Below are 26190 nucleotides of genomic sequence, written 5' to 3'. Positions count from 1 at the left end.
CCAGCTCGTCTTTGGATACCTCGCTCACGAGAGCCTCACCCGGGGGTCGATCACGGCGTACACGAGGTCCACCAGAAGATTGCAGACAACGATGAAGAAGGCGGCGACCAGCGTCACGCCCATGACGATCGGCAGGTCGTTGTCCTTGATGCCCTGGACCGCGTACCGCCCGATGCCCTGGAGGTTGAAGACCGTCTCGGTGATGACCGCGCTGCCGACTAGCAGACCGAAGTCCATGCCGAAGATGGTGACGATCGGGGTGAGCGCGGCCCGCAGACCGTGTCTGACGATGACCTTGTTCTCCTTCAGGCCCTTGGCACGGGCCGTCCGGATGTAGTCCTCGCTCATCGTCTCCAGCATTCCGGCCCGGGTCAGCCGGGCGTAGAGCGCGGAGTACAGGAAGGCCAGGGTGCACCAGGGGATCAGCAGGTTCCATGCCCACTGGGCCGGATTGTCCGTGAACGGCACGTAGTCGATGGTCTCCCAGATGGGCCAGTCCACGGTGAAGATGCCCTGGGCGAGCATGCCCGTGAAGAAGATCGGGAGGGAGACACCGGCCAGCGCGATGGTCATGGACAGCCGGTCCAGGACCGAGCCGCGCTTGAGGGCCGAGATCACGCCCGTGGTGACGCCGGTGATCAGCCAGATCACGGCGGCACCGATGGCCAGCGAGAAGCTGATCGGGATGCGCGAGGTGAGCTGCGGCCAGACCTCGACGTGGCTCTTGAAGGAGTAGCCGAAGCACGGAGCGCCGCAGTGGGCGGCGTCCGGGCCGAACTTGTAGTCGGCACCGACGACGATCGCCTTGATGAAGTGCCAGTACTGCATGTACAGGGGCTCGTTGAAGCCGAGGTTCTGCTTGACCGCGGCGATCGACGAGGGGTTGGCATCCTTGCCCACGTACTGGGCGGCCAGCGAGTCCATGGTCTGGCCGGCGAGCCGGGGGACCAGGAAGAAGATTGCGAAGGTGACTGCGCTGACGATCAGCAGCAGTAGCACCGCGCCGAAAACGCGTCGAATGAGGTACGCAGCCACAGCTGTCCGGCGCCGGTGCCCGCCCGGCCGGGGGTCTCCCGTGACCCGGCGGGCACCAGCGCCTTCACCTGCCTTTCGTGTTTCTGGTGGACGGGGTCCGCGTCTACTTGTTGGAGCCCATCAGCAGGTAGTCGTACATGCCGAGGTAGGCCTGCGTGACCGTGACGTTCGTCGCCGAGGCCGGACGGAACAGCAGGTTCTTGCGGTAGATCAGCGGCACGGCCGAGGCGTTCTCGGCGACCATCTTGTCGATGTCGCCCCAGGCCTTCTCACGGGCGTTCTTGTCCGTGTTGCCGATGGCCGTGTTCAGCGCGTTGTTGATCGCCGGGTCGTTCAGCTCCTGGACGTTGTTGCCGCCGGACGGCTTGATGGCCGAGCCGTTGACGATCTGGTCCAGGAAGCCGAAGCCGGTCGGCCAGTCGGCGCCCCACGCGGTCATGATCATGCCGAGGTTGTGCTCGTGCACGTAGCTCGGGTTGCCCGCGAAGTTCTGGAAGTACTTGCCGGTCGGGAAGCTCTTGATGTCGGCGTTGACATTGATCTTCTTCAGCGAGGCCTGCACCGCGGTGGCCATGGCCATCTCGGCCGGACGGTCCGAACGGGCCGTCAGGTTGGTCGAGAAGCCGTTCGGCTGACCGCACTGCTTGAGCTCGTCCTTGGCCTTGGCCTCGTCGCCCTTGTCACCGGGGGTCTCGTACAGATTGAACTTGCTGTACCCGTTGACGGTCGGCGGCAGCAGCGTCGTCGCGACGTCACCCTTGGGCGAACCACCCTGGGCGGCCTGCACGGACGCCTTGTCGATGCCCCACTGAACGGCCTTGCGGCAGTGGATGTTGTCGAACGGCTTCACGTTCAGGTTGAGGCCGATGTACGAGGTGGCGCCCGCGTAGGAGTCGTCCGTCTGCTTCTTCAGCTTGGAGTCGGTGAGGACCTTCGGCTGGGTCTGCGGGGCGACACCGGTGCCCGCGGCATCGGTCGTCAGGTTGTCGCCGAGCAGGTCGTTGTCGACCGAGACCTGGTTGACGCCGAACTTGATGGTGACCTTGTCCGGCAGGGCCGGGCGGACCGCGTCGGTCTTCGGGTCCCACTGGTCGTTGCGGACCAGGGTCGCGCCCTTGCCCTCCTCGTACGACTGGAACTTGTACGGACCGGTCGAGAGGATGTGCTGGACGTACGTCGCGCCCTTGTCCTTCGACTGCGGCACCGGCGCGGTCTGGGTGAACTGCGCCAGGTAGTCGAAGTCCGCGAAGGCGTCCTTCAGCTTGAAGATGATGGTGGTGTCGTCCGGGGTCTCGATGGAGGAGATCCCGTCCGGGTTCTTGTCCTTGTACGGGCCCTGGTACTTGTCGCCGCCGATCAGGTGGGCCTTGAAGTACGTCGGTCCGTTGGACAGGGCCTCCGGCGCGAAGTTCGAGCGCTCGACGGCGTACTTGACGTCCTTCGAGGTGATCGGCGTGCCGTCCTCGTACTTGAGGCCCTTCTTCAGGTGGTACGTCCAGGTCTTCGCACCGTCGCTGGGCGTGCCCAGGGACTCGGCGAGGTCCGGGACGACCTCCAGGCCCGCCTTGCCGGCGGCCGGCTTGAAGGTGGTCAGTGAACGGGCGTACAGACGCGAGAAGTTCTGCACCCAGCCGTAGTACGTGTTGCCGGGGTCCAGGGAGTCAGGAGCGTCCGACAGGGACAGCGAGAGCGTGCCGCCCTTCTTGGTCGACGTGTTCACGACGGAGGTGAGCGCGGCGTCCGCGCTGCTCTTTCCGCCACTGTCGCTCTTGCCCCCACCGCAAGCGGACGCGCCGAGCGCCAGCGCAACGGTGGCCCCGATCACTAGGGTCGCTTTTCTTGTCTTCACCTGAAGAATGCCCCTCTGTGGATGGTGCGGCGGGTGGTGGTGATGTGGCGAGCGCCGCGTGCTTACTTGGTGCGCGGGTCGAAGGCATCACGCAGCCCGTCGCCGAGCAGGTTGAACGCCAGGACCGTGATGAAGATGGCGAGACCCGGCACGATCATGAACTGGGGGTCGGCCTGGTAGAGATCCGTCGCGCTGGAGAGCATTCCGCCCCAGGAGGCCTGCGGCGGGGCGATACCGACGCCGAGGAAGCTGAGCGCGGCCTCGAAGAGGATGTTCGTGGGGATCAGCAGGGTCGAGTAGACCAGGATCGGCGCGAGCAGGTTCGGCAGCAGCTCCCGGAAGAGGATGAACCAGCCGCGCGCACCCAGGCTCCGGGACGCCTCCACGAACTCGCGCTCGCGCAGGCTCAGGGTCTGCGCACGGACGATCCGGCCCATGTACGGCCAGCCGAAGAAGCCGATCACGAAGATCAACACGCTGATGCGCAGCGGCAGTCCGGAGAGGCCGAACGCGCCGTCCTGCAGGGACGCCGAGATGGAGATGGCGAAGAGCAGCAGCGGGAACGCCAGGAAGACGTCCATCGTGCGGCTGATGAGGGAATCGGCCCAGCCCCCGTAGAAGCCGGCCGTGACGCCCATGACCACGCCGATGACGACGGAGAGCAGCGTCGCGCCGCCGGCCACCAGGAGCGAGACCCAGGAGCCCTCGATGATCCGGGTCATGATGTCGCGCCCGTACTGCGGGTCGACACCCAGCGGATGGGCCCAACTCATGCCGCCCCAGCCGCCCTTGGGCGCGAGCAGCGCGGGATCGATCAGATCCTGGTGGAAGGCGTTCGGGTCCAGCCCGAACACCGATTGGATGGGCTTGGCCAGAACTGCGAGGAGGATCAGCAGGATCACGACGACTCCGCCCGCGACGGCCAGCTTGTCGCGCTTGAAGCGTGCCCAGGCGATCTGTCCGAGTGAACGGCCCTCGATCTGGCTCTGCTTGGCCCCCGTGAGTACTGCCTCCGGCTGCGCTTCGGCAGCCGAACCGGTGGTCTCGATCGGTGCGGTCACAGTGCCTCTGACCCCTCCCGGCCGGCGGTGGCCGGCCCGTACCAGCCGCTGGTGGCGGCTTGTTTCATCAGTGGTGCGGTGAAATCTGCGCAGGGCGAAAAGCCCTGTTCGCTCAGCGCGGGAGACCGGTGGCCCGGGGCCGACCAGCCTTATTGCCGGGAGTCTTCATCGGCGTCGCGATCAGCCGCCAGACCTGACGGCGAATGTATGCGCAAACGTGATGCAGTAAAGGGAGTTCCGTTATCCGGACGCAGGTGAACCAGGGGCGGACACGAGGAAGTTGGGGCGCATGCGACGCCCGGGACTATTGCGGCCGTCGCCCTACCAGAACGGACATTCCCCTTGCGTGAAGGGGAAGTTGACGGGTTCTGTACCGGTTCGGCGACCGGTCCAGGTGGAGTCTGTACTGGTTCGGCAACCGGTCCGGGTGGCTTCAGTACGGACGCGGCGCGGCCGGCGGGTAGCCGTAGCCGGGTGCCGGGGCGGCCTGGGCGGCGTGCGCCTCGCGGTCGTAGAAGGGGCGGGCGGCGGCTTTCAGCCACATACCGACCGGGTCGTACTCGTCGGACATCGCGACCGTGGAGACCGCGAGCCCCTCGGGCACCGCGGCGACGGACTGCTGCATCATCGCCCGCACCGCCTCGACCGACTGCGGGCCCGTGTCGTAGAGGTCGAGGCCGATGGCGAGATAGGGGCTGCCGAGCGCGGGCTGCACCCAGGCGCGGCGCAGCGAACGCACCGCCGGGGTGCGCTGCGCGTGCTGCGTGAGCAGTGCGTAGAACTGCGGGATCTCGACGGCCGGTTCGGAGAGCCGCAGCGGTCCTGCGGGCATCCGGTCCAGGCCGGTGGCGATCCGCCGCAGATCCGTCCAGGGGATGCCGACCCCGCCGCCGGGGGCGTGCGGATTGAGCCAGATCCCGTAGTGGTCGGGATAGAGGGAGCGGGCGACGTCGAGCGCGCCGACCACGTCGTGGGCCCGGTTCCAGCCGCTGGCGGCGAGCTCCTGGGCGGAGGTCACACAGGGCGCGTACGCGACGCCGTCGACCGCCATGTTTCCGTACTGGGCGTCCGGCGAGCCCGGCCGGCCGTGCCAGAGCAGCATCCAGACCCGGCCGGAGTCCGCGAGGGCGTGCAGCAGCCCCTCGTACGCGTCGTAGCGCCCGGGCGTCACCTGGCGCAGCATGTGCTCGACCTGCCCGGCCGCCGCGGTGCCTGACGCGCTCACCCTGGGTCCCGCCCCTCTTCGATCCACCGTGCCGACGCCTGCGCCGCCCCGCCACCCCGGGCACACGCGTGCGGCCACGGGGTTGCAAGGGTCATGAAACCAGGTTAGGGGGTGTCCGGCGGATCAGGGCCGGGGTCGCGACGTCTGGCACGGCACCTCGCCACGTTGCCGAACCGCCCCGATAGCTCCGCTATCGACGCGCTCTGGCGCCTTGCGATGCACCGCACCAGCCCCCGCGCCCTGTCCGACCCTGACCCACCGGACACCCCCTAAGCCGCCCTACTGACACCGCCATGGCCCGGCGAAGACCTGCCGTGGCGGAGCCGCGGGCTACTGGGCCCGTGCGTAGAAGGGGCGCACCCGCTCGCGCATCCATTCGGCGACCGGATCGCGCGTCACGTCGAGCAGGACCAGGTTGACCGGCCAGCCGACCGGGACCCGGCCGAGCGCCCGGCCGAGCGCCTCCATGGGGGCGTCGCCGCCGGCCCCGTCCCAGGTGACGCACTCCACGCCGATGAACAGCGTCGGCGCCTCGCCCTCGATGGAGGCGAGTGCGCGGCGGGCGGTGCGCACCACCCCGGTCGCCTCGAACTCGTCGGCCGCGGCGGCCAGGAAGTCCACCGGGTCCTCCTGCCAGTCGGGCTCGAAGAGGCGTACCCGGGCTCCGGACGCGGGTCCGTCGAGCGCGGTACGCCCGGTACGGCACAGCTCGGCCACGGCGGGCGGCGGCAGCGGCATCCCGACGGCGCCCTCGGGGTTGACCGCGATGCCGAGCTGCGGCGGAAGCCCCCGGGCGAACTCGACGGCGGGCGCCACCGCGAACGGCATATGGGCGCCGACGCACTGGAGGAACTGCTGCTCGGAGCTGTAGACGGGGACGTAGGGGGCGCCGCCGAGCTCCATGGTGGGCAGGTCGAGGTCGGCGCTGTCCTGGCCGCCGCCGTTGGGCAGCGGCACCCACACCGCGCTGCGCCCGAGCACCTCGATGAGCCGGGGGCCCGCGTTGGGCATGCCGAGCGCCGCGGCCAGGGCCTCTTCGAGTTCGTTGCCCGGCCAGCCCCCGCCGCCGTGCGGATGCGCGAACGCCTGCTCCGGAAAGTTCATGTGCCGTCCTTCTCCCCCGACTGCCTGCCGGCCCTCCGCGGCCGTGCCCCAAAACCCTAGCGCCGCGACGGCCGGGCCCGCGTCGCTACTCGGCGAAGCCGATCCGCCGCAGCACCGAGGCCGACTCCCGGTCGAGCACGACCGCCGTCGCGCACCCGGTCGGCAGCCGCCCGGACTCCACTTGGGAGATCAGCCGGCGGGCCGCCCCGCGATGCCGGGCGAAGGCGTACCGCGAGACCCAGCGGCCCCGGCTGGCCTGGCCCTCCAGGGCCGTGCCGGGCGGTACGTCGAGCACGATCAGCCGCAGCGCGCGTCCCCTGCGCCGCGCCCCGCGGCCCAGCCAGTGCCGCACCCAGGCCTGCGTTCCGCAGTCGTGCACGACGATGCTCTCGCCGGAGCGCAGCGCCCACCAGGTCCTGGCGAAGTGCGCGGTCCTGGTCAGCGGACGGTAGAGGGGGTACGGGATCCCCGGCAGCCGGCGCTGCCAGGCGAGCCGGGTGTCCTGCGAGTCGATGCGGCGGTCCCTGACGGTCCTGCGCATCAGCGTCGTCTTGCCGCTGCCGGGCAGCCCGGACACGACGACCACGTCGCCCGCGGCGAAGAGCAGTTCCGGCGGGGTGCGCCCGGGCCTGCCGCGCAGATCCCGCACCCGCTCGCCCACCACCGGCCGGGCCCCCCGCGCCGCCGCCCCGTCCGGTGCGTACGCCTCCCGCAGCTGAACCGTGTCCCGTCCAACAACCGTGTCCCGTCCAACCGTCATGGCACTCCCCCCTGTTCGAGTCTCGCGACCCCTCCCCACGAAGTGTAAAGAGACGGTAATAGGGCTCAAGCGATTTGCCGCTTCCGGGATGCGTGCAATGATGTGCGCGCCAACTGCATACCGGCCGTTCGAATCCGCGCGGGAGAGTTCCCAGCAGCTGTGAGCTGGGGCGCCGAAGGAGCAAGTTCCTCCCTTGAATCTCTCAGGCCCCGTACCGCGCGGACGAGGCAGATCTGAAAAGCGGGCCGTCTCCTTGCGGGCGGTCCCACCCAAGGTGCAAGCCGTGCCGCGCCCAGCGCGCCGGTGAACCTCTCAGGTTCCGATGACAGATGGGGAGGATGTCCTCGACCGTCATGCCCCGGGACCTTGGAGCAACATCCATGAGCAACGCCCCCCGCCTCACTGCCCTCGATGCTCTGCATCGATCGCTGGGCGCCACCATGACCGACTTCGCGGGCTGGGACATGCCGCTGCGGTACGGGAGCGAGCGCGACGAGCACAACGCCGTACGCACCCGCGCCGGCCTCTTCGACCTGTCCCACATGGGCGAGATCACGGTCACCGGTCCGCAGGCGTGCGCGCTGCTCGACCACGCCCTGGTCGGCAACATCGGCACGGTCGGCCTCGGCCGCGCCCGATACACGATGATCTGCCAGGAGGACGGCGGGATCGTGGACGACCTGATCGTCTACCGCCTGGGCGAGACCGAGTACATGGTGGTCGCCAACGCGGGCAACGCGCAGATCGTGCTCGACGCGATCACCGAGCGCGGCGCCGGTTTCGACGCCGAGGTCCGCGACGACCGCGACGCGTACGCGCTGATCGCCGTGCAGGGCCCCGAGTCCCCCGGCATCCTGAAGTCCGTCACCGACGCCGACCTCGACGGGCTGAAGTACTACGCCGGTCTGCCCGGCACCGTCGCAGGCGTCCCCGCGCTGATCGCCCGCACCGGCTACACCGGCGAGGACGGCTTCGAGCTGTTCGTCGCGCCGGTCCACGCCGAGCAGCTGTGGCGGGCGCTGACCGAGGCGGGCCGGGACGCGGGCCTGGTGCCGTGCGGCCTGTCCTGCCGCGACACGCTGCGCCTTGAGGCGGGCATGCCGCTGTACGGGCATGAGCTGACCACCGCGCTCACCCCCTTCGACGCCGGTCTCGGCCGGGTCGTGAAGTTCGAGAAGGAGGGCGACTTCGTGGGCCGCGCGGCGCTGGAGGCCGCCGCCGAGAAGGCCGCCGCGAACCCGCCGCGCAAGCTGGTCGGGCTGATCGCCGAGGGCCGCCGGGTGCCGCGCGCCGGGTTCCCGGTCGTTGCCGACGGCCAGGTCATCGGCGAGGTCACCTCCGGCGCCCCGTCGCCGACCCTTGGCAAGCCGATCGCCATCGCGTACGTGGACGCCGCGCACGCCACGCCCGGCACCGCCGGCGTCGGCGTGGACATCCGGGGCACGCACGAGCCGTACGAGGTCGTCGCGCTCCCCTTCTACAAGCGCCAGAAATGACCCTCCGGTCCCACCGGCGCCACCCTTGTTGTCCCGGCATCCGGGACGCTCCCCCCTCCCCCGTCATCAGCACTCCCCCGCGTACAGGAGAATTCAGCTCATGAGCAACCCGAAGCAGCTGCGCTACAGCAAGGAGCACGAGTGGCTGTCGGCCGCCGAGGACGGCGTGTCGACGGTCGGCATCACGGAGCACGCGGCCAACGCGCTCGGTGACGTCGTGTACGTACAGCTTCCGGAGGTCGGTGAGACGGTGACCGCGGGCGAGACCTGCGGCGAGCTGGAGTCCACCAAGTCCGTCAGCGATCTGTACTCCCCGGTCACCGGCGAGGTCGTCGCCGCCAACCAGGACGTCGTGGACGACCCGGCCCTGGTCAACTCCGCCCCGTTCGAGGGCGGTTGGCTGTTCAAGGTGCGCGTCGCCGAGGAGCCGGGCGACCTGCTCTCCGCCGACGAGTACACCGACTTCGCCAGCTGACCCCGACCACCGGGACAAGGGATTCAAGGGATCGTCTGATGTCGCTTCTGAACCAGCCCCTCCACGAGCTGGACCCGGACGTCGCCGCCGCCGTCGACGCCGAGCTCCACCGCCAGCAGTCCACCCTCGAAATGATCGCCTCGGAGAACTTCGCTCCGGTCGCGGTCATGGAGGCCCAGGGCTCGGTCCTCACCAACAAGTACGCCGAGGGCTACCCGGGCCGCCGCTACTACGGCGGCTGCGAGCACGTCGACGTGGTCGAGCAGATCGCCATCGACCGCGTCAAGGCGCTCTTCGGCGCCGAGGCCGCCAACGTCCAGCCGCACTCGGGCGCGCAGGCCAACGCCGCCGCGATGTTCGCGCTGCTCAAGCCGGGCGACACGATCATGGGTCTGAACCTGGCCCACGGCGGCCACCTGACCCACGGCATGAAGATCAACTTCTCCGGCAAGCTCTACAACGTGGTCCCGTACCACGTGGACGAGACCGGCGAGGTCGACATGGCCGAGGTCGAGCGCCTCGCCAAGGAGTCCAAGCCGCAGCTGATCGTGGCGGGCTGGTCCGCCTACCCGCGCCAGCTGGACTTCGCCGCCTTCCGCCGGATCGCGGACGAGGTCGGCGCGTACCTGATGGTCGACATGGCCCACTTCGCGGGCCTGGTCGCCGCGGGTCTGCACCCCAACCCGGTGCCGCACGCCCACGTCGTGACCACCACCACGCACAAGACCCTCGGCGGTCCGCGCGGCGGTGTCATCCTGTCGACGCAGGAGCTCGCCAAGAAGATCAACTCCGCGGTCTTCCCGGGCCAGCAGGGCGGTCCCCTTGAGCACGTGATCGCGGCCAAGGCGGTGTCCTTCAAGGTCGCCGCGTCCGAGGAGTTCAAGGAGCGCCAGCAGCGCACCCTGGACGGCGCCCGGATCCTGGCCGAGCGCCTGGTCCAGGACGACGTCAAGGCCGTGGGCGTGGACGTGCTGACCGGCGGCACCGATGTGCACCTGGTCCTGGTGGACCTGCGCAACTCGGAGCTGGACGGCCAGCAGGCCGAGGACCGCCTCCACGAGGTCGGCATCACGGTCAACCGGAACGCCATCCCGAACGACCCGCGGCCGCCGATGGTCACCTCGGGTCTGCGGATCGGCACCCCGGCACTGGCCACCCGCGGCTTCGGCGCCGACGACTTCCGCGAGGTCGCCGACATCATCGCCGAGGCCCTGAAGCCGGAGTTCGACAAGGCCGCGCTGTCGGCCCGGGTGTCCGCTCTGGCCGACAAGCACCCGCTGTACCCCGGCCTGAAGTAATTTCGTACGCTTTCGTTCTCGGTTCATTCCGTACGGAGCCCCGGGGCACCGCGCACACTGGAAGTGAGCGCGGTGCCCCATCCCATGCTGTGCCAGCTTTGCTCTGCACCACCTCGGCAGACAACGGCGTCTACCAACCCCCACAAGGAGTCCCCCGTGGCCATCTCGGTCTTCGACCTGTTCTCGATCGGCATCGGCCCGTCCAGCTCCCACACCGTCGGTCCGATGCGCGCGGCCCGGATGTTCGCCGCGCGCCTGAAGAACGAGGGCCTCATCGCCCACACCACCCGGATACGGGCCGAGCTGTACGGCTCGCTCGGCGCGACCGGGCACGGCCACGGCACGCCGAAGGCGGTACTGCTCGGCCTGGAGGGCAACTCGCCGCGCACCGTCGACGTCGAGACCGCCGACGAGCAGGTGGAGCGGATCAAGGACTCCGGGCGGCTCACCGTGCTCGGCATGCACGAGATCGCCTTCGACTACGACCAGGACCTGGTCCTGCACCGCCGCAAGGCGCTGCCGTACCACGCCAACGGCATGACGGTCTTCGCGTACGACGTCGACGGGGCGCTGGTCCTGGAGAAGACGTACTACTCGGTGGGCGGCGGCTTCGTCGTCGACGAGGACGCCGTGGCGGGCGCGGATCCGATCGTGCCGGACGACACCGTCCTCAAGTACCCCTTCCGCACCGGCGACGAGCTGCTGCGGCTCGCCTCGGACACCGGGCTCTCGATCTCCGCGCTGATGCTGGAGAACGAGAAGGCCTGGCGCACCGAGGACGAGATCCGCTCCGGGCTGCTCGACATCTGGCGGGTCATGCAGGCGTGCGTGTCGCGCGGCATGTCGCGCGAGGGCATCCTGCCCGGCGGCCTCAAGGTCCGCCGCCGCGCCGCGACCACCGCCCGCCAGCTGCGCGCCGAGGGCAACCCCGAGGCGCACGCCATGGAGTGGGCGACGCTGTACGCGATGGCCGTCAACGAGGAGAACGCGGCGGGCGGGCGGGTCGTGACCGCCCCCACCAACGGCGCCGCGGGCATCATCCCGGCCGTGCTGCACTACTACATGAACTTCGTGCCCGGCGCCGATGAGGAGGGCATCGTCCGCTTCCTGCTCGCGGCCGGTGCGATCGGCATGCTGTTCAAGGAGAACGCCTCGATCTCCGGCGCCGAGGTCGGCTGCCAGGGCGAGGTCGGCTCCGCCTGCTCGATGGCGGCGGGCGCGCTCGCCGAGGTGCTCGGCGGCACCCCCGAGCAGGTCGAGAACGCCGCCGAGATCGGCATGGAGCACAACCTGGGTCTGACCTGCGACCCGGTCGGCGGTCTGGTCCAGATCCCCTGCATCGAGCGCAACGGCATGGCCGCCGTGAAGGCCGTCACCGCCGCCAAGATGGCGATGCGCGGCGACGGCAGCCACAAGGTGTCCCTGGACAAGGTGATCAAGACGATGAAGGAGACGGGGGCCGACATGAGCGTCAAGTACAAGGAGACGGCCCGCGGCGGCCTCGCCGTCAACATCATCGAGTGCTGAACGCTCCGCGGGAAATGGTGTTCGTCGGCTGCGGACCGTCCGTGGCGGGTCGCGCAGTTCCCCGCGCCCCTTCAGGGCGCCGTACCGCGCCCAAATCCCTCAAGACCGCTTAGACCGCTCAGAAGCTGTGCGCGGCGGGGCGCTCCTTGGGGGCCGCCGCCAGCGCCTCGGTGACCTCGGCGACGCCGGCGCGCAGCCCGTAGACGGGGGTGGCGGGCTGCTGGCGCCAGGAGTCGTCGATGCCGCCGGCGTCGACGGTGTCGAAGCCCAGCTCGTCGATGAGCTCGCGGACCAGCCGCTTGGCGGCCTCGTCGTCGCCGGCCACCGGCAGCGCGATCCGCTCGGGGTCGCCCTGCGGGCGCGGCCGCTCGACGAGGTCCTGCGCGTACGTGCCGTTGAAGGCCTTGATCACCGGGTGGCCGATGTGCTGCTCGGTCCAGCGGCTCTCGGTGAGCCCCTCCTCGATCGCGACGATCCTGCCGTCGCGCTCCTTCGGGTAGTAGTTCCCGGTGTCGATGACGACGAAGCCGTCGGCCGCGCCGTCGAGGAATCCCTTGGGCAGGTCGGGGACCCTCTTCAGCGGGATGGTGACGACGACCACGCGGGCGCCGTCGGCCGCCTCGGCGACGGTGACCGGGGTGGCGCCGGTCTCCTCGGCCAGGGCGGTCAGGGTGTGCGGGCCACGGGAGTTGGCGACGGACACTTCGTGGCCGAGCGCGGTGAGGCGGCGGGTGAGGTTGCCGCCGATGTTGCCCGCGCCGATGATGCCGATCTTCATGAAACTGGCCTTCCGGAGATGGTGCGTTGGCAAGTTCCAGCAACCGGCGGGGCCACCAACCTATTCCGGTCCGGCACCGGTGGCGTCACGCAGGAGCGGGAATACGCCACCGGTACCGATCGGGGTCACTTGTTCAGCGACGCCCAGAACTCCTCGAAGGAGAGCTTGCCGTCGCCGTTGGCGTCCTTGGCCTTGATGATGGCCTGGGCCACCGTCTCGGTGACGTTGAAGTCGCCCAGCTGCGCCATGACCGTCTTGTACTCGCTCGCCGTGACGCGTCCGTCACCGTCGATGTCGAGCTTCGCGAACGCCTTGCGCGCCTCTTCGATGTCCGCCACTGGGTCCACCCCTTTGTTGGTGCTACTGCTTGGTGCTTTTCTGACGCGGGTCAGATTAGCTGCCGACGTGCGCGCGCAGTGCGGCGGCCAGCCATTGGAAGGCAGCGGCCGAACTGGGCTGCGGTTCGTATCCGTTCACGACCGCGAGCAGCCGGAAGTAGCGCTCGGTACGCAGGTCCGGGCCGCCCACGCCGAGCTGTTCGAGGACCGCCGCCCGGTCGGCGTGCGGCCCGAACAGCCGCTCAAGGAACGCATCCGCCTCCGGGCTCTCCGGCACGACCCCCTGCTCCTGGGCCTCGCCCACCAGCAGGGCCGCCTTCCTGGCGAACCGGAGGTAGGCCTGGGGCTCGCGCGCCCGGTCCCGGAAGCTCTCGGAGTCGGTCTCGGCGATCCGCCGCAGCTGCGCCCGGAAGCCCTCGTCCTCGACCAGCTCCGCCAGTTCGATCCAGGCGTCGACCTGCCGCGGGGTGGGGTCGTCGGGCAGTTCGGCGGCCACGCCCCGCACCCGGGCCTGGAAGTGCGGGTTGGCGTCGTCGAGGCCCGCGAAGATCTCGTCGGTGAAGTCCTCGACGATCTGCCTGCGCTCGCGCGCGGAGAGCCGTGCCAGCTTGTTCATGAGCGTCATCTCCTCGGTGTCGGACTGCCGTTCCGCGATGGTCGACAGGACGGCCCGGCTCAGCCTGAGCGCCCGGATCTGGGCGTCGAGGGCCGCGACATGGGCCGCGGCTACCTCGGCGACCGTGATCTCCCGGGCCAGCACCCGGCGTACGTCGTCCAGGGAGAGCCCCAGCTCACGCAGGGTGCGCACCAGCTCAAGGCGGGCCACCGACTCGGCGTCGTACAGCCGGTAGCCGCCATGGGTGCGGCCGACGGGCGGCAGAGCGCCGATGTCGGACCAGTAGCGAATGGTGCGCACGGGCAGTCCGGTACGGCGGGCGAGCTGCCCGATGGTGAAGGTTTCCGGGCCGTCGTCGATCATGTTGTTGAGTGTCCGGTTTCCAGTGGGTGGAGACTCAAGGCCTCTCGGCAGGCCTCTTGGCGCGGAGAACGGGGAATCGCATGGATGGCACGCTCAGGGACATTCACATCACCCGGCAACGCACGCAGCGTACGGACCTTCCAGGCCGCGGGATTCGGGCCGATCGGCTCGGCGGCGCTGGTCCTCGCGCACTGAGCGGACGGCCCGAGCGGGCCTGACTGTTCGAAGTACGCGAAGGAGCGTTTTGCGCCCCACAAAGAGGAGTTCGCGCCAAATCGACGTCGCCACTTCCTCACGCTCAGCCACGGACGGATAACTTCATGCTGTCGCCGCCACACCGGGAGCACAGGGCACCCAGGGACTAGCGGCGCTGGGGCGTTTGCAGCTGTGACCATCACAACTGAAGCTTTCACCGTGCAGCCCTTCACGCGAAGTTGCCATCACATATGGGATGAGGGCGATCACGTCCTCATAGGTGTGAGTCCGGGGAACAGCTATTTCAGCGCCGGCCGCATCACCGACCTCGTCCGCTGGGCTTCGGCACGGTTCACCCGCATCGACATCGTGTACGCCGACCTCCATGTCGCCGAGCTGTTCGGCGCGCTCGGCTATGACCAGGACCATGCGGCACGACGCGCGTCCAAGGAACTGAAGGCGGTACGCCGCAGGATGCTGCGCGGCGTCGAGGAGGCGGGACCGCCGGCGCCGGTCGGGGTGCACGGGCTCTCGGAGTTCGCCGCGAACCCGGTGTACGAGCTGCTGCACCGCCGGGTCCGGCACTTCCTGGCGACCGACCCGGCCTTCCGGGCGGGCTGCGAACGGATGGCCGGGCACTTCCTCTCCAGCAAGGTCGGCGAACCGGCCGCGAGCGCCGAACAGCTCGCCGCCTGCCTCGACTACATCGCCGCCGAACTCCCCTTCTTCCTCGACACCCCCGGCATCCTCGGCGTCCCCTCGTCGGTGTCGTGCTACCACGCGCCGATCCCGCTGACCGAGCTGCTCTACGCGAAGGGCGGCGGACTGCGCGCCTCCCGCAATCAGGCCCACGCCGTCGTGCGTCCGGAAGGAATCGCCGCATGAGCGCCGAGCCCGTACTCGACTTCCCGCTGTCGCGGCGCGGTGACGTGCCGCCCGCGGAGTGCGCCTGGCTGCGCGAGAAGGCTCCGGTGGCCCGGGTGCGTACGCTCACCGGTGCCGAGGCCTGGCTGGTGAGCAGCCACGCGCTGGCCCAACAGGTCCTGGAGGACGGGCGGTTCAGCCTCAAGGACACCGCGGCCGAGGGGGTGCCGCGGCAGTACGCGCTGACGATCCCGCCCGAGGTCGTCAACAATATGGGCAACATCAACAGCGCGGGGCTGCGTTCCGCCGTGATGAAGTCCCTCAACCCGCGCGCGGACGGCCTCGCCGACTGGCTGCGTGCCCGGGCCGGTGAGTTCATCGACGCGCTGCAGGCCGAGGGCCCGCCCGCAGACCTTCGGGCGGGGTTCGCCGACCCCTTCTCGGCGGCGCTGCACTGCAAGGTCGTCGGGGCGCCGTTCGAGGACTGGCGCAGACTCATGTCGGGCCTGGACGTGGCCTTCATGACCAGCGCGCACACCTTCGAGGGGGCCGGGCTCAACTGGTACAAGGACCTCGGGTACATGGTGGACCGGCTCAACTCGCCCGGGCTCGCTCCCGACAGCCTGCTCGGCCGGCTCGCGGCGCTGCGCGAGGACCAGGAGTCCGCCCACCTCACCGACGAGATGCTCGCCACTGTCGCGGTCTCGATGTTCGGTGCGGGGGCGGTCTCGACCTCCGCGTTCCTGGTCCTCGCGGTCCTCGCCCTGCTCCAGCACCCGGAGCTGATCGGCTACCTGCGCGAGCATCCGGAGCGCATGGGCCGGGCCGTCGAGGAGCTGCTGCGCTGGAACCTCTCCATCGGCGACGGGCTGCCCCGGATCGCCCTGGAGGACGTACCGCTGGGTCAAGTGCTGGTCAGAGAGGGCGAGTTGGTGCTCGTCCTGGTGGAGGGCGCCAACTTCGACCCGGAGGTCTTCACCGATCCCGAGCGGCTCGATCTCGACCGGGAGTACAACCCGCACCTGTCGTTCGGCGCCGGGCAGCACTTCTGCCCGGCCACGGGCCTGGGCCGGCTGCACGCCGAGACGGCGCTCGCGGTCCTGGTGGACCGGCTGCCGGGGCTTCGCCTCGCGGTCCCGGCCGAACAGCTGGTGTGGCGCACGGGCTTCATCAAGCGCCTGCCGGAACGGCTGCCTGTGCTGTGGTGAGCTGACCCGGCCGTGCCCGGGACCGGACACCCCCTGGGTCCCGGGCGCGCGGCGCCGGTTCGGACGGTCTCTCAGCGGAAGACGCCGGTGTGGCCGAGCGAGTACCGGCCCGGCTGCGGGTAGACGGCGAGCCCGTGCGGGCCCGAGCCGACGGGGATGCGGGCCAGCTGCTTGCCGGTGGTGGTGTCGATGGCGTACACCTCGGAGTTGTAGCGGCCGGACAGCCACAGCACCTTGCCGTCGGCGGAGACGCCGCCCATGTCGGGGCTGCCGCCGTCCGGCAGCTCCCACTTCTTCGTGAGCTTGTTCTTGGTGAAGTCGAAGATGGAGATGGTGCCCTCGCCCCGGTTGGAGATGTACATCTCCTTGGAGTCGCGGCTGACGTACAGGCCGTGGCAGCCCTTGCCGGTGGGCAGCAGGGTGGGCGTGTTGAACTTGTCGCCGTCCAGGGTCCACACGCCGTGCGCCATCATGTCGGCGACGTAGAAGGTCTTGCCGTCCGGGGACATCTTCACGTCCTGCGGCATCGCCCCGTCGAACGGGATCTTCTGCTGGCCGACGACCTCCATCTTCTCCGTGTCGACCTTGAGGAGCTCGCCGGAGAACTCGCAGGAGACGATGAAGTACCGGCCGTCCATGGAGAAGTCGGCGTGGTTGACGCCCGCGCAGGTCACCGGGACGGTCTTGACCCGGTTCATCGTCACCGGGTCGCGGAAGACCAGCTCGCGGTCCATGGAGGCCATCACGACGGCGTACTTGCCGTTCGGCGTGAAGTAGAGGTTGTACGGGTCCGAGACCTGGACGGTGCGTCCGGTCTTGCCCGTCGCCGGGTCGATGGCGGTGAGCGAGTCGCCCAGGTCGTTGTTGACCCAGAGGGTCTTCATGTCCCAGGAGGGCACGACGTGCTGGGGCTGGCGGCCGACCCGGATGGTCTCGATGACCTTGTACGAGGCCGGGTCGATGACCGACACCGTGTTGGAGTTGGTGTTGGGCACGTAGACGCGCGGCAGGAAGTTCTTGACCGCGGGCTGGAGCGCGTTCGGGCGGTCTGCGGCGTAGGCGTCCTTGGGGTCGAGGACCGGCGGCATCCCGGGCAGGCCCTGCGGCACGGTCTTCTTGGCGACGGCGGGCGGAACCGCGGCCTTGGTGCCGAGTGCCTCGTCGTTCTTGTCGGCACCCGAGCTGCAGCCGGCGAGCGCCGCGAGCAGGGCTGCCGAGAGCAGCGCGGTGGTCCTCTTCGTTACGGTCGGCATCAGATCAGCAGCTCCGTGGTCGTGACCGCGCGCAGCCGGCGGCGGTCAAGTTCGGCGAGTAGGGCGGGCAGCGCGGCGACCGTGTCCGCATAGCCGAAGTGCAGGCTCACCACCGATCCGTTGCGGATCTGCCCGGTGACGTTGCGGGTCACGGCCGAGGCACCGGGCGAGGTGAAGTCGAGGGAGTCGACGTCGTACGACAGGACGTGCGGGTACCCCGCCCGGCGGGCCAGTGTCTGCACGAGCGGCGTCGCGTCCTGGGCGCGGGACGGTCTGAACCAGGTCCCGATGGAGCCGGTGAGCCGGCGCAGCCGGTCCGCGCAGCCGGTGATCTCGGCATACGCCTCCGCCTCGTCCAGGGCGGAGATGTCGATGTGGCGCTGGGTGTGGTTGCCCAGTTCGTGGCCGCCGTCGAGGATCCGGCGGGCCATCGAGGGCTGCTCGTCGAGCCAGCTGCCGACGGCGAGGACGGTGACGCGGGCACCGGCCTTCTCGGCCTCGGTGAGCAGGGCCGTGGCGATCTTGGGATCGCCCTGGCCGTGGAAGGTGAGCGCGACCTGCGGGCGGTCCCGGGGTCCGCTGCTGATCTGGACCGGCTGCCCGGGGAAGGAGCGGGGGGCCGGTGCCGGTCGGTGGGTTCCGGGTCGGGCGGAAGCGGACGAGGTCGGCTCAGGGGGTCCGGACGGCTGGGTGCCGGCCTTGTCGCCCGAACAGCCTGCCGCGAACGCCCCTACGACGGCCGCGCCGGCCCCGGCCCGCAGCGCGCTGCGGCGGTCGACCGCACGGGGTGGTGGATTCGTCACATGGACATTTAAGTGCGCCAGAGGGCGGAAGATAATGATTGACCCGGTTCGGGACCTTTGCGGGTCGCGACACGCCGAGCCGGTCCACACACAGCCGGCTCACTGATTCACTCAGCATCCCCCATAGTTATTCACAGTTTAGAAGGTGCGTGGCCTAGCTCACCAACGATTCACAGCTAAACTGTGATGGTTTGGTGCTGTATGTCCCATTGAGGACTTTTGGTGATGGGCCGCCCATCTGTCATAGTCGGAGCCACGACCCCCATTGACCCGGGCCAGGTCGTCTTCAGTCGCCGTGGATCACACCCCCCCAGATCCATGGCGCTCCACAGAAGCCCCCGCGGCGCCGCATCCGGCAGCCAGGGGGCTTCTGTGATGTCCGGTATCCGCGGCCCGGCTCTCAGCGGTCGGCGACCCGCATCTCGAACCAGGTGGTCTTGCCGCGCGGCAGCAGATCCACGCCCCAGCGGTCGGAGAGCTTGTCGACCAGGAACAGGCCGCGACCGCTGATGTCCAGCTCGTGCACCGGCATCAGACAGGGCAGTCCGCGCGACGGGTCGCGGACCTCGATCCGGATCCAGCCCCGGCGGCGCAGCATGCGCAGACCGAAGACGCGGGCCCCGGTGTGCCGCACCGCGTTGCCGACCAGTTCGGAGACGAGCAGCACCGCATGCTCGGCGAGCGTCGGCGAGAGCGCCCACTGGCGCAGGACGACGGACTGGGTGAGCCGGCGGGCGGTCGCCGCGGACTCCGGACGGGACGGCAGCCGTACCTCTTCGTCCGTCGGGTTGCCGAACAACTCCAGTGCTTTCAGCGCCAGTTCGTCGTCGGCGGACGGCATCCACCGGGCGGCGGCCGCCGTGCCGCGCCGCGCCGGTTGTTCCACACCCTCCAGCCCCGCCATGCCACCATCATGGCGGCCCGGGGCGGCCGCCGGGGCCGTTCCGAAGGAATCGAGCCTCCGGAACCCGACGTTCCGGAGGCTCCGTCTGGCATATGACGGGGGCAGCGGGAGCCCCCGGGCACCCACTCTGACCTGCGATGACGTGATGCGTTCGCTTGATCACCAAGCGTTCCGAAGGCGTTTTCCTTAAGGTGTCCTTAAGGCTGTGCTAATCCCCCCACAGGGTGTACACGCCGCCCCCACATGTACACCGCCCGTTGACCCCCGCCGGGCCAACTCCGGCTCGCTCAGAGGAACTTGGCCTTGCCAGGACCCTCCTCGACGAAGCTGCGCATGCCGCGTTCGCGGTCCTCGGTCGCGAACAGGCCCGCGAACCAGTTGCGTTCGATGGCGAGCCCGGTGTCGAGGTCCGTCTCCAGACCGGCGTCGATCGACTCCTTGGCGGCGCGCAGCGCGATGGCCGGGCCCTGCGCGAGCCGTGCGGCCCAGGCGACGGCCCGCTCGTACACCTCGGCGGCCGGCACCACCTGGTCGACCAGGCCGATGGCGAGCGCCTCGTCGGCCTTCACCTGGCGGCCGGTGAAGATGAGGTCCTTGGCCTTGGACGGGCCCACCAGGCGGGCGAGGCGCTGGGTGCCGCCCGCGCCCGGGATGAGGCCGAGCAGGATCTCGGGCTGGCCCAGCTTGGCGTTGTCGCCCGCGATGCGGAAGTCGGCGCAGAGCGCCAACTCGCAGCCGCCGCCCAGTGCGTAGCCGGTGACGGCGGCCACGACGGGCTTGGGGATCTTGGCGACGGCGCTGAAGCTGTCCTGCAGCGCCCGGCCGCGCACGACCATCGCCGCGTGGTCCATGGCCTGCATCTCCTTGATGTCCGCGCCCGCCGCGAACAGCTTCTCGCCGCCGTACAGGACCACGGCCCGCACGTCGTCGCGCCGGGCCGCCTCCTCGGCCAGCTCGCGAAGCCGGTCCTGGCTCGCGATGTCGAGGGCGTTCATCGGGGGCCGGTCCAGTCGAATGGTGCCGACGCCTTCGGAAACTTCGAGGTTCACAGTCATAGGAGGCAGGTTAACGGCCACTAACGACAACGGACCCGGTGCGTGGGGGCTTTGGGGGCTCGCCCCCCAAATTCACAGCCTCACAGCAGCACCGGGTCCGTCAGGAGCTTCCAGCGGGTCTACTTCGTCCACTCCGACCAGGACAGGTTCCAGCCGTTGAGGCCGTTGTCCGGCTGGATGACCTTGTCCTTGGAGTTCTTCACGACGACCACGTCGCCGATCAGCGAGCTGTTGTAGAACCAGGCCGCCGGGGTGGACGGGTCGCCCGCACCGCGCGCGTCCTCCAGACCGACGCAGCCGTGGCTGGTGTTGGCCGAGCCGAACACCGAGGAGTCGCCCCAGTAGTTGCCGTGGATGAAGGTGCCCGAGCTGGACAGGCGCATCGCGTGCGGCACGTCCTTGATGTCGTACTCGCCGCCGAAGCCGACGGTGGCGCCGTTCATCCGGGTCACCTCGTACTTCTCACTGATGACCATCTGCCCGTTGTACGTGGTGTTCGCCGGGGAGCCCGCGCTGATCGGGATGGTCTTCAGGAGCTTGCCGTCGCGCTCCACCCTCATGGTGTGGGCGCTCGCGTCGACCGTGCTGACCTGGGAGCGGCCGATGGTGAAGCGGACCGTGCGGGTCTGCTTGCCGTAGACGCCGGGGCGGCCCTCGACGCCGTCGAGGTTGAACTTGACGGTGACCTTGGTGCCGGGGGCCCAGTAGTTCTCGGGGCGGAAGTCGAGGCGGTCGTTGCCGAACCAGTGGCCCTCGACCGGGACGGACGGCTCGGCCGTCACGGTGATCGCCTTCTTCACCGCGTCCGGGTTGGTGATGCCCCGGCTGAAGTTGATGGAGACCGGCATGCCGACGCCGACGGTGTCGCCGTCCTCGGGCACGTACTGGCCGATGAAGGTGTTCGTCGGCACCAGTGTGGTGAACGTGGTGTCCTTCGCGGAATCGCGGCCCTTGGCGTCCTTGGCGACGGCGTGCACCTTGTACTGCGTCGCGGAGGCGAGGTGCTGGTCCGGGACCCAGCCGAGGCCGTCCGCGGATATCTTCCCGGCGACCGCGTTGCCCTTGCTGTCGGCGACCGCGACGGCGGACAGCTTGCCCTTCTCGGCGGATATCTTCAGCGCGCCGCTGGTCGCCACGTCCTTGGCGTGGTCCGCGGGCGCGATGGTGACCACGGCCTCGGAGGCCTTGGTGTCCTCGGCGGCACTGCCGGTCCCGGCCTTGGCCTTGCCGCTGCCGTCACCCCCGCCGCACGCCGTCACCAGCAACAGCAACGCCCCGAATACCAGGGCCAGCAGCGCGGTGCCCTGACGTCCGCGCCGTCCGGCCCCCGCCGAAGCCCCCGAAATTGGCTGCCCGTTCAAGACTGTTTCTCCCCTCGCACGGCGTGGCCCCGCCACCGCCCGTACTCACTCACCCCCGCGCACGTCCTCGCGCACGCACGGCGCTAGATAATCACACCGGAAAGGATCCGGCCGCCCCTCCAATGTCACCGTTCAGTCCCAACTTGTCCTGGAACTCTCAGGTGAAACACAGGAACCGTTCCCGGTTGGTTAACCGGGAACGGTCATGGGCCGTGCGTTCGAGGGATGACGAGGAATGGGGAGCGTTCAGGAGATCGCGGAACCGGCCTTCCACTTGTCCCAGCCGAGGTTCCAGCCACCGAGGCCGTTGTCGGGAGAGACCTCGCGCTCATGGGAGTTGACCACCTGCACCACGTCGCCCACGAGGGTGCGGTCGAAGAACCAGCCCGCCGGGGTGTCCGGGCTGCCGCCCTTCACATCGCGCAGACCGACGCACCCGTGACTGGTGTTGGTGTTCCCGAACGTGTTCGAAGGGGCCCAGTAGTTGCCGTGCAGGAAGGTGCCGGAGCCGGTCAGCCGGATCGCGTGCGGAACATCCGGAATGTCGTACTCGCCGCCGAAGCCGACGGTCCGGCTGTTCATCCGGGTCACGTCGTACATGTCGGTGACGACCATCTTCCCGTTGTACGTCATGTTCTTCGGCGACCCCGCCGAGATCGGCAGCGTGGACACCAGCTCGCCGCCGCGCCGCACCTCCATGGTGTGCGCCTCGGCGTCCACCAGGGACTCCTGCGCGCGCCCGATGGTGAAGCCGATCGTCTTGTCCTGGATGCCGTACACCCCGGGCGCGGCCACCACGTCGCGCAGGTGCATGTCGACGGTGACCCGGGTGCCGGGCTTCCAGTACTCGCGCGGCCGGAAGTCGATCCGGTCCTGGCCGAACCAGTGCCCCTTCACCTCCACCGGAGGCTGGGCGGTGATCCTGATGGCGCGCTCGACGGCCGCCCGGTCCTTGATCGCCTGGTTGAAGCTGAAGGAGACGATCATGCCGACGCCCACCGTGGAGCGGTTCTCCGGCTTGAAGTAGCCGATGAAACGGTGTTCGGGCACATAGGTGGTGAAGCCGGTGTGGCGCGCCTGACGGCGGCCGTGGCCGTCCAGCGCCACCGCGTCCACCGTGTACGCCGCGGCCAGTTGGAGCGCACCGCCGCTCGGCGCCCAGGTCAGCCCGTCCGCGGAGATCTTCCCCCGCACCTCCTCGGGCTGCGCGTCCTCCGTCTTCATCACCTTGACCCGCTCCAGGCGCCCGCTGGGCACCCGCACCTCCACCTTCCCGTCCGCCTTGACTCCCTTGGCCCCGTCGTCCGGGGTCACCAGGATCGCCTCCTGCGGCGTCAGGGGCTTTCCCCCGAGGTCACCGAGGTCGAGGGTGCTGCCCGAGCACCCGGTAAGGCCGGTCACCAGGACCGCCGTCAGTCCTGCCCATGCCAGGGCGGCGGCCGCGCCCGCCCCTGCCCGCTTCAGTACGTCTCTCACGACCGACCCAACGACCGCCCCCCGCCGGGGGAAACGTGAGTACGAGGGCTGTTGCGGGCAGAACAGGTGCAGGGACACGCCTGGGGAGCAGCGGCCGGGACGCCGCGCGCTCCCGTAGGGCGCCGAGCCGCGGGAGGCCGTCAGGTGTCGAGCGCAGCCGAGCAGGAGGCAGTGCGGGGTGCCGCGAGGGGCGCGCCCGCCTCGGAAGGGCGCGGCCACCGGGGTGAACCGGGGGCCCTGCGCCCCCCTGTCTGGCCGGGCGCGCCGACCCCGTTGGGGGCGCGCTTCCGGGTCGGCCCGGACGGCGTCGCGGGCACCAACTTCGCGCTGTGGGCGGGCGGCGCCGAGGCGGTCGAGCTCTGCCTCTTCGACGCGTCGGGCGGCGAAACCCGGCTCGCCCTCACCGAACTGACCCATGAGATCTGGCACGGCTTCGTCCCCGGCGTACACCCGGGTCAGCGGTACGGATTCAGGGTGCACGGGCGCTGGGACCCGTGGACCGGGGCCCGCTGGAACCCGGCGAAGCTCCTCCTCGACCCGTACGCGCGGGCCGTGGACGGCGACTTCGCGCTACCGCCCGAGGTGTACGGGCACGTCCGCGACTGGCCGCAGCAGCAGGTCGCCGACACCGTCCGCGACGACCGCGACTCGGCGCCGCACGTCCCCAAGGGCGTCGTCGTGCAGGACGACGACGACTGGGCGGACGACCACCGCCCCAAGACTCCCTGGTCCGACTCGGTCATCTACGAGCTGCACGTACGCGGCTTCACCCGGCTCCACCCCGAGATCCCCGAGCGGCTGCGCGGCACCTACGCGGGCCTCGCGCATCCGGCGGCGCTGGAGCACCTGGTGCGTCTGGGAGTGACGGCGGTCGAGCTGCTCCCGGTGCACCAGTTCGCGCACGAGGACCATCTGCTGCGCCGCGGGCTCCGAAACTACTGGGGCTACAACTCGATCGGGTACTTCGCGCCGCACGCCGCCTACTCGGCGTCCGGGACCTCCGGGCAGCAGGTCGGCGAGTTCAAGCGGATGGTGCGGGCCCTGCACGGGGCCGGTATCGAGGTCATCCTCGACGTGGTCTACAACCACACGGCGGAGGCCGGCGAGTTGGGGCCGACGCTGTCCCTGCGCGGGATCGACAACCGCGGCTACTACCGGCTGCCCTCCGACGCACGCCGGTACGCCGACTACACGGGCTGCGGCAACACCCTCCATGTGGTCCAGCCACAGGTGCTGCGGCTCATCACGGATTCGCTGCGCTACTGGGTGACCGAGATGGGTGTGGACGGCTTCCGCTTCGACCTGGCGGCGGCGCTCGCCCGCTCCATGCACGACGTCGACATGCTGTCGCCGTTCCTCGCTGTGATCGCCCAGGACCCGGTGCTGCGGCGGGTGAAACTGATCGCCGAGCCGTGGGACGTGGGCAACGGCGGCTACCAGGTGGGCTCCTTCCCACCGCTGTGGACCGAGTGGAACGACCGCTACCGGGACGCCGTGCGGGACTTCTGGCGGGGCGCGCTGCCGGACGTGCGCGACCTCGGCTACCGGCTCTCCGGGTCGAGCGACCTGTACGCCTGGGGCGGCCGGCGGCCGTACGCGTCCATCAACTTCATCACCGCGCACGACGGTTACACGCTGCGGGACCTGGTGTCGTACGAGCACAAGCACAACGAGGCGAACGGGGAGGGCAACCGGGACGGCACCCACGACAACCGGTCGTGGAACTGCGGGGTGGAGGGCGAGACCGACGACCCCCGGGTCAACGCGCTGCGGCGCAGGCAGCTGCGGAACCTGCTCACCACCCTGCTGGTGTCGACGGGCGTGCCGATGCTGGTCGCGGGCGACGAGATGGGCCGCACGCAGGGCGGCAACAACAACGCGTACTGCCAGGACGGGGAGGTGAGCTGGGTCGACTGGTCGCTCCTGGAGAAGCCGGGGCCGCGCGGGCTGCTCGAACTGGCCACCCGGCTCGTCGAGTTGCGGCACCGCCACCCGGTGCTGCGCCGCCGGGCCTTCTTCTCCGGGCGCCCGCAGGCCGCGGACGGGCTGCGGGACCTGGCCTGGTTCACCGCGCGGGGCAAGGAGATGACCGAGCGGGACTGGTACGCGCCCGCCTCGACGCTGGGTCTGTACCTGTCCGGCCGCGACATTCCGGGGCGCGACGCGCGGGGTGCCCCGGTGACCGACGACAGCTTCCTGATCCTGCTGCACTCGGCGGACCGCCCGGCGAGCTGTGTGCTGCCGGGGCCGCCGTGGGCCGAGTCGTACGAGGTGGTCGTGGACACCTCGGAGGAGGAGCAGGGCGCCCCGCCGGGCCGGGTCCACCGGGGCGGCGAGACGGTGACACTGCCGGCCCGGGCGGTGCTGGTGCTGAAGGTGGCCGGGTAGGGCGGGGGCTCCGCTCGGGCGGGGTGGGTGGGTGGAGGCAGGGTGGAGGCAGGGGTGCGGAAATCTCCACCCGGCGCTCCACCCACGGGCCGATCCGCTCCACCCGGCCTGCCTGGGATCGTCGATCGTGCCGGGGTCATCTGCGTACGACGAGGGAGTGGTGCGGCATGCACGGCGACATCGGTCTGGCGATCCAGATCACCCTGTACACCTGGCTGGCCTGCGAACTGGCCCTACAGGCACGGCAGTTGCTGAGCAGCGCGCCCACCGAGCGCACCGAGTGGCGCAGCCTGCTGCTCTTCATGGCGATGGCGGGCGCGGTCTCCTGGGCGGTCCACCCGGTCGCCCGCGCGACGCCCGGGCTCGACTACTCGACGTCCTCGGCCGCCGCCCAGCTGGCGGTGCTGCTCTTCGCCTGGGCCGGGATAGGCCTGCGGCTGTGGGCCATCGTCACCCTGGGCCGCTTCTTCCGCGGCACGGTCCATGTCCAGCGGGACCACCAGGTCGTACGGTCGGGGCCCTACCGCTGGGTGCGCCATCCCGCCTACAGCGGCATCCTGCTGGCGGGACTCGCGCTCGGGGTGACCCTCGACAACACGGCGGCGCTCCTGGTCCTCCTGGCGGGCGGCGCGCTGGCCCTCGGCTACCGCATCCATGTGGAGGAGAAGCTCCTCTCCCAGGCGCTCGGCGCCACGTACACCCAGTACACGGCCGTCACCCGCAGGCTGATACCCGGGGTCTGGTGAGGGCGGGGCCGC

Annotated in this window: 23 protein-coding genes and 1 riboswitch; of the genes, 8 read left to right on the top strand and 15 right to left on the bottom strand. The window is 69.9% G+C overall.

Features of this window, described 5'->3' with window-relative positions; all coding sequences use genetic code 11:
• Positions 1-24: 24 nt before the first annotated feature.
• From ACIBK6_RS25715 to ACIBK6_RS25690, 6 genes are all read right to left on the bottom strand, one after another.
• Complete coding sequence (locus ACIBK6_RS25715) at positions 25-1035, bottom strand: ABC transporter permease (RefSeq protein ID WP_399053695.1); 1011 nt, start codon at positions 1033-1035, stop codon at positions 25-27.
• A gap of 103 nt (positions 1036-1138) precedes the next feature.
• Positions 1139-2884, bottom strand: a complete 1746-nt coding sequence (locus ACIBK6_RS25710) for an ABC transporter substrate-binding protein (protein WP_399053694.1) — start codon at positions 2882-2884, stop codon at positions 1139-1141.
• Positions 2885-2946: 62 nt separating this feature from the next.
• Positions 2947-3945 (bottom strand): ABC transporter permease, encoded by a 999-nt coding sequence (locus tag ACIBK6_RS25705; protein WP_399053693.1) that lies wholly within the window; start codon positions 3943-3945, stop codon positions 2947-2949.
• A 433-nt stretch (positions 3946-4378) separates the two neighbouring features.
• Positions 4379-5170, bottom strand: coding sequence for an enhanced serine sensitivity protein SseB C-terminal domain-containing protein (locus tag ACIBK6_RS25700; protein ID WP_399053692.1), 792 nt, complete (start codon positions 5168-5170; stop codon positions 4379-4381).
• A 330-nt stretch (positions 5171-5500) separates the two neighbouring features.
• A complete protein-coding gene (locus ACIBK6_RS25695; protein ID WP_399053691.1) occupies positions 5501-6274 on the bottom strand; it encodes an enhanced serine sensitivity protein SseB in 774 nt (257 codons plus the stop codon).
• An 85-nt stretch (positions 6275-6359) separates the two neighbouring features.
• A complete protein-coding gene (locus ACIBK6_RS25690; RefSeq protein ID WP_399053690.1) occupies positions 6360-7034 on the bottom strand; it encodes an AAA family ATPase in 675 nt (224 codons plus the stop codon).
• 129 nt (positions 7035-7163) lie between these two features.
• A riboswitch (glycine riboswitch) is annotated at positions 7164-7261 on the top strand.
• A gap of 153 nt (positions 7262-7414) precedes the next feature.
• Here ACIBK6_RS25690 and gcvT point away from each other — a divergent pair.
• The 4 genes from gcvT to ACIBK6_RS25670 all read left to right on the top strand — a co-directional run bounded on the left by gcvT (position 7415) and on the right by ACIBK6_RS25670 (position 11830).
• Positions 7415-8530, top strand: a complete 1116-nt coding sequence (gcvT, locus tag ACIBK6_RS25685; protein WP_399053689.1) for a glycine cleavage system aminomethyltransferase GcvT — start codon at positions 7415-7417, stop codon at positions 8528-8530.
• Positions 8531-8630: 100 nt separating this feature from the next.
• The gene (gene gcvH, locus ACIBK6_RS25680) at positions 8631-9005 is read left to right on the top strand and encodes a glycine cleavage system protein GcvH (protein ID WP_399053688.1); all 375 of its coding nucleotides are present in this window, start codon (positions 8631-8633) and stop codon (positions 9003-9005) included.
• Positions 9006-9043: 38 nt separating this feature from the next.
• On the top strand, positions 9044-10303 hold the full coding sequence (gene glyA, locus ACIBK6_RS25675) for a serine hydroxymethyltransferase (protein ID WP_399053687.1): 1260 nt from the start codon (positions 9044-9046) through the stop codon (positions 10301-10303).
• 156 nt (positions 10304-10459) lie between these two features.
• Positions 10460-11830, top strand: a complete 1371-nt coding sequence (locus ACIBK6_RS25670; RefSeq protein WP_399053686.1) for an L-serine ammonia-lyase — start codon at positions 10460-10462, stop codon at positions 11828-11830.
• Positions 11831-11948: 118 nt separating this feature from the next.
• Here the strand turns inward: ACIBK6_RS25670 and ACIBK6_RS25665 are convergent, their stop codons facing one another.
• The 3 genes from ACIBK6_RS25665 to ACIBK6_RS25655 all read right to left on the bottom strand — a co-directional run bounded on the left by ACIBK6_RS25665 (position 11949) and on the right by ACIBK6_RS25655 (position 13925).
• Positions 11949-12641 carry an NADPH-dependent F420 reductase gene (locus ACIBK6_RS25665; RefSeq protein WP_399053685.1) on the bottom strand — a complete coding sequence of 231 codons (693 nt, stop codon included), beginning with the start codon at positions 12639-12641 and terminating at the stop codon, positions 11949-11951.
• A gap of 92 nt (positions 12642-12733) precedes the next feature.
• The gene (locus ACIBK6_RS25660; protein ID WP_399053684.1) at positions 12734-12946 is read right to left on the bottom strand and encodes an EF-hand domain-containing protein; all 213 of its coding nucleotides are present in this window, start codon (positions 12944-12946) and stop codon (positions 12734-12736) included.
• Between the two features lie 55 nt (positions 12947-13001).
• Positions 13002-13925: a MerR family transcriptional regulator gene (locus ACIBK6_RS25655; RefSeq protein WP_399053683.1), complete on the bottom strand. Its 924-nt coding sequence runs from the start codon at positions 13923-13925 to the stop codon at positions 13002-13004.
• A gap of 387 nt (positions 13926-14312) precedes the next feature.
• On the opposite strand from ACIBK6_RS25655, the gene ACIBK6_RS25650 reads away from it, so the two are divergent.
• Together ACIBK6_RS25650 and ACIBK6_RS25645 are read left to right on the top strand one after the other, a co-directional pair.
• The gene (locus tag ACIBK6_RS25650) at positions 14313-15005 is read left to right on the top strand and encodes a tRNA-dependent cyclodipeptide synthase (RefSeq protein WP_399053682.1); all 693 of its coding nucleotides are present in this window, start codon (positions 14313-14315) and stop codon (positions 15003-15005) included.
• On the top strand, positions 15002-16192 hold the full coding sequence (locus tag ACIBK6_RS25645; protein WP_399053681.1) for a cytochrome P450: 1191 nt from the start codon (positions 15002-15004) through the stop codon (positions 16190-16192). Before ACIBK6_RS25650 ends, ACIBK6_RS25645 begins: the two co-directional genes overlap by 4 nt.
• A gap of 71 nt (positions 16193-16263) precedes the next feature.
• Here the strand turns inward: ACIBK6_RS25645 and ACIBK6_RS25640 are convergent, their stop codons facing one another.
• The 6 genes from ACIBK6_RS25640 to ACIBK6_RS25615 form a co-directional block, all read right to left on the bottom strand.
• Positions 16264-17445 carry a YncE family protein gene (locus ACIBK6_RS25640; RefSeq protein ID WP_399053680.1) on the bottom strand — a complete coding sequence of 394 codons (1182 nt, stop codon included), beginning with the start codon at positions 17443-17445 and terminating at the stop codon, positions 16264-16266.
• Entirely contained in the window at positions 17445-18248 is an 804-nt protein-coding gene (locus tag ACIBK6_RS25635) for a polysaccharide deacetylase family protein (protein ID WP_399053679.1), read from the bottom strand. Before ACIBK6_RS25635 ends, ACIBK6_RS25640 begins: the two co-directional genes overlap by 1 nt.
• 400 nt (positions 18249-18648) lie before the next feature.
• On the bottom strand, positions 18649-19152 hold the full coding sequence (locus tag ACIBK6_RS25630; RefSeq protein WP_399053678.1) for an ATP-binding protein: 504 nt from the start codon (positions 19150-19152) through the stop codon (positions 18649-18651).
• Positions 19153-19439: 287 nt separating this feature from the next.
• Positions 19440-20207 carry an enoyl-CoA hydratase/isomerase family protein gene (locus ACIBK6_RS25625; RefSeq protein WP_399053677.1) on the bottom strand — a complete coding sequence of 256 codons (768 nt, stop codon included), beginning with the start codon at positions 20205-20207 and terminating at the stop codon, positions 19440-19442.
• A gap of 119 nt (positions 20208-20326) precedes the next feature.
• Complete coding sequence (locus tag ACIBK6_RS25620) at positions 20327-21568, bottom strand: Ig-like domain-containing protein (RefSeq protein WP_399053676.1); 1242 nt, start codon at positions 21566-21568, stop codon at positions 20327-20329.
• Positions 21569-21814: 246 nt separating this feature from the next.
• Positions 21815-23044 (bottom strand): Ig-like domain-containing protein, encoded by a 1230-nt coding sequence (locus ACIBK6_RS25615; RefSeq protein ID WP_399053675.1) that lies wholly within the window; start codon positions 23042-23044, stop codon positions 21815-21817.
• Between the two features lie 144 nt (positions 23045-23188).
• On the opposite strand from ACIBK6_RS25615, the gene glgX reads away from it, so the two are divergent.
• Positions 23189-25432, top strand: a complete 2244-nt coding sequence (gene glgX / locus ACIBK6_RS25610) for a glycogen debranching protein GlgX (RefSeq protein ID WP_399053674.1) — start codon at positions 23189-23191, stop codon at positions 25430-25432.
• 167 nt (positions 25433-25599) lie between these two features.
• Positions 25600-26178, top strand: a complete 579-nt coding sequence (locus tag ACIBK6_RS25605; protein ID WP_399053673.1) for a methyltransferase family protein — start codon at positions 25600-25602, stop codon at positions 26176-26178.
• The last annotated feature ends 12 nt before the right edge of the window (positions 26179-26190 follow it).

Origin of the sequence: Streptomyces sp. NPDC050485 (genome assembly GCF_044458185.1) — a bacterium.
GTDB lineage: Bacteria > Actinomycetota > Actinomycetes > Streptomycetales > Streptomycetaceae > Streptomyces.
This window is presented reverse-complemented; position numbering and strand designations above follow the sequence as displayed.